Here is a 6,613-nt window from a genome sequence, read left to right as displayed (position 1 = left end):
GTCAGACGATCAGTTGTGTTGCTGGAAGGCGGACGACCCGCACATCCTGATCCCGAGAGACCCTGCGGCGAACGAACCGCTTTGCGCGCTCGCCGCCGCAGGGGATTTCATCAGGCCGACTTCTTTCCGTCGGCGTCGACTTCCTCGAACTCGGCGTCAACAACATCGTCAGACGCCGCGCCGGGCTCGGCCTCGCCGCCTTCACCCTCGGCCTGCTGCGCCTTGTACATGGCCTCACCCAGCTTCATCGAAGCCTGGATCAGCGTCTGGGTCTTGGTCGAGATCAGGTCCGCGTCACCGCTTTCCAGTGAACCCTTGAGGTCGTCGATGGCCGCCTGGATGGCGTCCTTCTCATCCGTTGCGACCTTGTCGCCATGCTCCGCCAGCGCCTTTTCGGAGGAGTGCAGGACGGCGTCGGCCTGGTTCTTGGCTTCGACCGCGGCCTTGCGCTTCTCGTCGTCGGCCTTGTTGGTCTCGGCTTCCCTGACCATGGCCTCGATATCGGCGTCGGAAAGCCCGCCGTTGGCCTGGATCCGGATCGATTGTTCCTTGTTGGTGGCCTTGTCGCGGGCCTGAACGTTGACGATGCCGTTGGCGTCAATGTCGAAGGTGACCTCCACCTGCGGCACACCGCGCGGCGCCGGCGGGATCCCCACCAGGTCGAACTGACCCAGCATCTTGTTGTCCGCCGCCATGGGCCGCTCGCCCTGGAACACACGGATGGTGACCGCCGACTGGCTGTCTTCCGCCGTGGAGAACGTCTGGCTGCGCTTGGTCGGAATGGTGGTGTTGCGTTCGATCAACGGCGTGAACACACCGCCCAGCGTCTCGATGCCCAGCGTCAGCGGGGTGACGTCCAGCAGGAGCACGTCCTTGACCTCGCCGCCCAGAACGCCGGCCTGAACCGCCGCGCCCAGGGCCACGACCTCATCGGGGTTCACGCCCGTGTGCGGCTCGCGACCGAAGAAGGCCTTTACGGTTTCGACCACCTTGGGCATGCGGGTCATGCCGCCGACCAGGATCACCTCGTCGATGTCGCCCTTCTTCAGGCCGGCATCCTTCAGCGCCTGTTCGCAGGGGCCGACGGTCTTCATGATCAGGTCTTCTACCAGGGCTTCCAGTTTCGCGCGGCTGAGCTTGATGTTCAGGTGCAGCGGGCCCGACGCGTTCATCGAGATAAAGGGCAGGTTCACCTCGTACTGGGTGGTGAAGCTCAGTTCTTTCTTGGCCTTCTCGCCCTCTTCCTTCAGGCGCTGAAGGGCCAGCTTGTCCTTGCGCAGGTCGACGCTGTTTTCCTTTTTGAACTCGTCGGCCAGATAGTCGACGATGCGCATGTCGAAGTCCTCGCCGCCGAGGAACGTGTCCCCGTTCGTCGACTTCACCTCGAAGACGCCATCGCCGATTTCGAGCACGGACACGTCGAACGTGCCGCCGCCCAGATCATAGACCGCGATCTTCTTGCCTTCATTCTTGTCGAGGCCATAGGCCAGCGCCGCCGCCGTCGGCTCATTGATGATCCGCAGCACTTCCAGGCCCGCGATCTTGCCCGCGTCCTTGGTGGCCTGACGCTGAGCGTCGTTGAAGTAGGCCGGAACGGTGATGACCGCCTTGTCGACCTTTTCGCCGAGGTGCTGCTCGGCAGCTTCCTTCATCTTCTGCAGCGTGAAGGCGGAGATCTGCTGGGGCGAATAGTCCTTGCCGTGCGAACGCACCCAGGCGTCGCCGTTCGGGCCCTTGACGATCTCATAGGGCACCATGCCCTTGTCCTTCTCGACCATCGGGTCATTGAACTGGCGACCAATCAGCCGCTTGATCGCAAAGAAGGTGTTGGTGGGGTTGGTGACCGCCTGACGCTTGGCCGGCTGGCCGACGACGCGCTCGCCGTCCTCCATGAAACCGACAACCGAGGGGGTGGTCCGCGCGCCTTCCGCGTTTTCAATCACCTTCGGCGTCTTGCCGTCCATGATGGCGACGCACGAGTTGGTCGTGCCGAGATCGATACCGATGATCTTGCTCATGATAGGCTCTGTATGCTCCTGATTGGCGGACGGCGCGGGTGGGCCTTCTGATGAAGCGCCCGGTAACAAGCGACGCCCCCGGTTCGTTTACGTCCTGGCCAGCTTTCCGTTCAGGGAAACCGGCTTCGAAAGCTCGATATGGGGAAATTTGAGGGGCCTGCAAGGGTGAATCTCCCCAACCTGCACATGGATCGAGATTCAGACCTGTCGCCAGGCCGTTTGGATCGCCGCGTAAAGCTCCGGCGCATGCGGCGCATGGCCGCCTCGGGACAGCCTGAAGGCGTCCTCGACCACCATCGCCTGCTGCTCAATGTTCATGGCCTGGAAAGCGGGGCCCCGCATCAGGTCATAGTGATAGGACGCCTCGCTGTCCCCGGCGCGAAGCTTTCCAATGATCAGCGAAACACCGTTCTGCGCCTGCCAGACGTGGGTGAGCTCATGAACAAACACCGCCTGCTCATCGAGCGGCGTGCCCGCTGCCGAAAAATCGGCACGCGCATTTGGCGCCGGCCATACGATCAGACCAGGACCCGCCACAAAGGCTCGGCGCCACAGGGGAATGCTCAGGATCCGGACGCGCTCAGGTCGCAGACCGCTACCAAAGACCTCCCGGGCCAGGGCTCTTTCCCCGTCGGTGAGACGGCGCAGCCCCAGGGACACACCACCTCTTTGAGCCGCATCGGGCACGGATCAGGTCGCTCGCCGCCACACCATCAGAACAGCGGCTCTTCCGGCTTGGCCGCGGCCGGCGCCTTTTCAAGAACGTCGCCGATCCTGTCCGGCGTCGAGGGGGCCGCGACTGGCGACGTGGGCGCCGGGCCGGCGGGTGCGCCCTTTTCAGCCTCGGCTTTGGCCAGCGCCAGCGCCTCGGCCTTGGCCAGCTTCTCTGCCTCGAGTTTCGCCTTTTCTTCTTCGGTCAGCTCGACTGGCGGCGCGGCGCCCTGAATGCGTTCATCGACCAGTGGCGTGGCGTCCTGGGCCTGGATCGGCTGGCCGGTTACGCCGTCAAGGCGTTCGCCGGGAAGCCGTCCCCGTGAGGGCGCGGTCACGACACCCAGAGTAAAGGCGCCAAGACTGACGGCCACCAGCAGGACAGCGACGGCCTTCAGGACGGGGCGGGGCATGGTCCAGTTCATGGGCCGAGCCTAGTGCCTTTTCAGAAGAGATGAAATCATCTGATCCGGCGGAGCGGGGAACGCCGAATTCGGCAGCGCGCGGGATCACGGTAAACGCCCGCTTAACGGTCCCTGCGTCAAACAGGGTCGGGCATCTATTCGGAGATATCGGGCGAATGGCGCGAGTGGCGCGGAAAACGGGTATGGAGCTCGCACTTCATATCGCGAGGCTCATGTGGAGCCACTCCGCGACGGCCCGCCTGCGCGGGGGACTGGTGGCTGCGTTCGGCGTCGCGTTGGCGACCGCTTTCATCACCTATAATCCCGATGACCCGAGCCTGAATGTCGCCAGTGCGCAGGCTCCGGAAAATGCGCTGGGCGGCGGCGGCGCCGTTCTGGCCGATATCGGCCTGCAATCACTCGGCATGGCTGCGGCCCTGGCCGCACTGCTGCTGGTGGTTTGCGGCCTGAGCCGCGTGGCGGATCCGGAGCCCCAGGTCTCGCGTGGCCGCTTGCGCCTGCGGGCGCTGTTCGGCGGACTGGGCCTGTTGGCTCTGGCGGGCGCCCTGGCCTTCGCGCCGACGCCGGCCATATGGCCACTGGTCAAGGGGCTGGGCGGTTTCTGGGGTGAGGCTCTGCTGAGTGGCCTGGCCGGTGTTGTGGCCTATGCCCGACTGCCGTTTGGCGCACCGATCGCGGCCAGCCTGCTGGGTGTCGCAGGCCTGGTGGCATACGGCTATGCTCTGGGGCTTTCGCGCCTTGATCTTCGCACTGCGGCCGACGCACTCAGCCATACCCTGGCGCCCAGGCCGCGCCTGAAGGCCGCCCGGCCGGAGCCGGCCGCGCGTACGGCCCGGCGCAAGGCGGCCGAAGCTGCGGAGCCTGAGATCGCAGCCGCCGGCTCGGAACCGTTTGTCGCGGCAGGCGACGGCCCCACCCTGAAGGTCAAGCCGCCGAAGACATCCTCCAGGGAAAGCGTACGCGAGCAGAAGGAAGCCCAGAGCACCTTCGAGTTTGTCAGCGAGGGCGGGTTCAGGCTTCCCGAACTGGCCATGCTGACCAAGGCGCCGCCCCGCGCGGCCCAGTATGACGAGGGCGCGCTGCGCCAGAACGCCCAGCTCCTGGAGAATGTTCTGGCCGAGTTTGGCGTTCGCGGACAGGTCGACCAGATCCGGCCCGGTCCTGTGGTCACGCTGTACGAACTGGTTCCCGCCGCCGGCGTGAAGTCGGCACGGGTCGTGGCGCTGGCCGACGATATCGCACGGTCCATGAGTGTGGCCTCGGCCCGTGTCTCGGTGGTGCCCGGCCGCAACGCCATCGGCATCGAGCTACCCAACCAGCGCCGCGAGACGGTCTATCTGCGCGACCTGCTGGCGGCGCCAGAGTATGAGCGTGGCGGCCAGGTTGTGCCCGTGGCGCTGGGCGAGACCATCGGCGGCGAGCCCTATATCGCTGATCTGGCCAAGATGCCCCACCTGTTGATCGCCGGCACCACCGGTTCGGGCAAGTCGGTGGGCGTCAACGCCATGATCCTGTCGATCCTCTACAAGCTGACGCCGGAGCAGTGCCGGCTGATCATGATCGATCCCAAGATGCTGGAACTTTCCGTCTACGACGGTATCCCGCACCTGCTGGCGCCGGTGGTGACCGATCCCAAGAAGGCGATCGTCGCGCTGAAGTGGACCGTCCGCGAGATGGAAGACCGCTATCGCCGGATGTCCAAGATCGGCGTGCGGAACGTAGCCTCGTTCAACGAGCGCGCGCGGGAGGCCATCGCCAAGGGCGAGCACTTCGAGCGCACGGTGCAGACCGGCTTCGACGACGCCGGCCGCGCCACCTATGAGAGCGAAAAGATCCGCCCCGAGCCAATGCCCATGCTGGTGGTGATCATCGACGAGGTCGCTGATCTGATGATGGTGGCCGGCAAGGATATCGAAGGCGCTGTCCAGAGACTGGCCCAGATGGCCCGCGCCGCCGGTATCCACCTGATCATGGCCACGCAGCGGCCGTCGGTGGACGTCATCACCGGCACCATCAAGGCCAACTTCCCGACCCGAATCAGCTTCCAGGTCACCTCCAAGATCGATTCTCGAACCATCCTGGGCGAACAGGGCGCCGAGCAGCTGCTGGGACAGGGCGACATGCTCTATATGGCCGGCGGCGGCCGCATCACCCGTCTGCACGGTCCGTTTGTATCCGACGGCGAGGTCGAGGCGGTGGCCAAGTTCCTGCGTGACCAGGGCACGCCAAGCTATCTGGACGAGGTCACTGCCGGCGGCGACGAGGATGGCGAGGACGGCGACCTGGGCCTGGGCGGCGGCGACGGCGAGAGCAACGACCTGTATGATCGCGCGGTGTCCGTGGTTACCCGCGACGGCAAGGCCTCCACCAGCTACATCCAGCGACGCCTTCAGATCGGCTACAATCGTGCCGCCTCACTGATCGAGCGGATGGAGCAGGAAGGCGTGGTCGGCCCCGCCAATCACGCCGGCAAGCGCGAAATCCTGGTCAGCGCCGCGCCTTAGGGACGGGCGCGTGTCGAGCCCCATTGCTGCCGTGGTGGCGTGACAATCTGATTGCGGTAGATGGAGCGCCCATGATCCGCAATTCCTCCGACTTCAGCCGCCGCCGCCTGGCATTGCTGCTTGCCGCATCGGCTGCTTCGACACCGGCCTGGGCCCAGACGACGTCAGGCCCAGCTGATCAGGCGCTTGTCGCGCGCGCGGTCGCCTATCTGGAGGGCCTCACCGAGGCGACATCGCGGTTTGAGCAGACCGACGCCCGGGGCCGGAGGAGCACCGGGGCCCTGTTCCTGAAGCGGCCAGGCAAGGCGCGCTTTGCCTATGATCCTCCCTCGGGCCTGCTGGTGGTGTCTGATGGGGGCGTGGTTTCGGTTCAGGACAATCGGCTGAAAACCTTCGACGCCTACCCGCTCGGCGCAACGCCGCTGTCACTGTTTCTGGCCAAGAGCATCCGGCTGGATCGCGGCGTTGCGATAACGCGCGTCACCCGCATGGCGGACGGATTCTCGATCACCGCCCGCGACAGCCGCAAGGAAACCGCCGGTTCGATCACCCTGACCTTCGCCGACGCCCCATTAGCGCTTACAGGCTGGACCGTGACCGACGCCCAGAGCCGCCCGACCCGGATTCAGCTTCTGGACCTTCAGCGCGCTTCGGGACTCGATAAATCCCTGTTTATCTTGAAGGACCCTCGACCCAGGAATCTGGGTCGGGGAAAGGTGTAGACAGAAAACTGTTGTAAATCTGCAATAGGCAAGAGTTTGTCGATTGCCGTTTGACAAAACTGCAAGATGTGGCGATAATACCACTACGTCGTCGGCGCGCCGGTTGCGCAGGCGAAATCCGCACCGGAACCTATCCCCTCCCGGCAGCGGCACCAGAGACAACTCACACAGCCCGGACGCCCGCCATGGCGTCCGGGCTTTCTTGGTCGGGGAAGGTTGGCCGGACGCCCGCC

5 protein-coding genes are annotated in these 6,613 nt (G+C 65.1%); 2 read left to right on the top strand and 3 right to left on the bottom strand.

The features are described from left to right. Positions 1–110 precede the first annotated feature (110 nt). The 3 genes from dnaK to ACIQ42_RS14085 form a co-directional block, all read right to left on the bottom strand. Positions 111–2,018, bottom strand: coding sequence for a molecular chaperone DnaK (gene dnaK / locus ACIQ42_RS14095; protein WP_397422891.1), 1,908 nt, complete (start codon positions 2,016–2,018; stop codon positions 111–113). 198 nt (positions 2,019–2,216) lie between these two features. Further along, positions 2,217–2,678: a hypothetical protein gene (locus tag ACIQ42_RS14090; protein ID WP_397422889.1), complete on the bottom strand. Its 462-nt coding sequence runs from the start codon at positions 2,676–2,678 to the stop codon at positions 2,217–2,219. 53 nt (positions 2,679–2,731) lie between these two features. Continuing rightward, positions 2,732–3,142 (bottom strand): hypothetical protein, encoded by a 411-nt coding sequence (locus ACIQ42_RS14085; RefSeq protein ID WP_397422887.1) that lies wholly within the window; start codon positions 3,140–3,142, stop codon positions 2,732–2,734. Positions 3,143–3,309: 167 nt separating this feature from the next. Here ACIQ42_RS14085 and ACIQ42_RS14080 point away from each other — a divergent pair, with 167 nt between their 5' ends. Together ACIQ42_RS14080 and ACIQ42_RS14075 are read left to right on the top strand one after the other, a co-directional pair. Continuing rightward, entirely contained in the window at positions 3,310–5,658 is a 2,349-nt protein-coding gene (locus tag ACIQ42_RS14080) for a DNA translocase FtsK 4TM domain-containing protein (protein WP_397422886.1), read from the top strand. 71 nt (positions 5,659–5,729) lie between these two features. Next, positions 5,730–6,380 (top strand): outer membrane lipoprotein carrier protein LolA, encoded by a 651-nt coding sequence (locus ACIQ42_RS14075; RefSeq protein ID WP_397422884.1) that lies wholly within the window; start codon positions 5,730–5,732, stop codon positions 6,378–6,380. Positions 6,381–6,613: the final 233 nt, after the last annotated feature.

This window comes from Phenylobacterium sp., assembly GCF_044372605.1.
Classification (GTDB): Bacteria; Pseudomonadota; Alphaproteobacteria; order Caulobacterales; family Caulobacteraceae; genus Phenylobacterium.
This window is presented reverse-complemented; position numbering and strand designations above follow the sequence as displayed.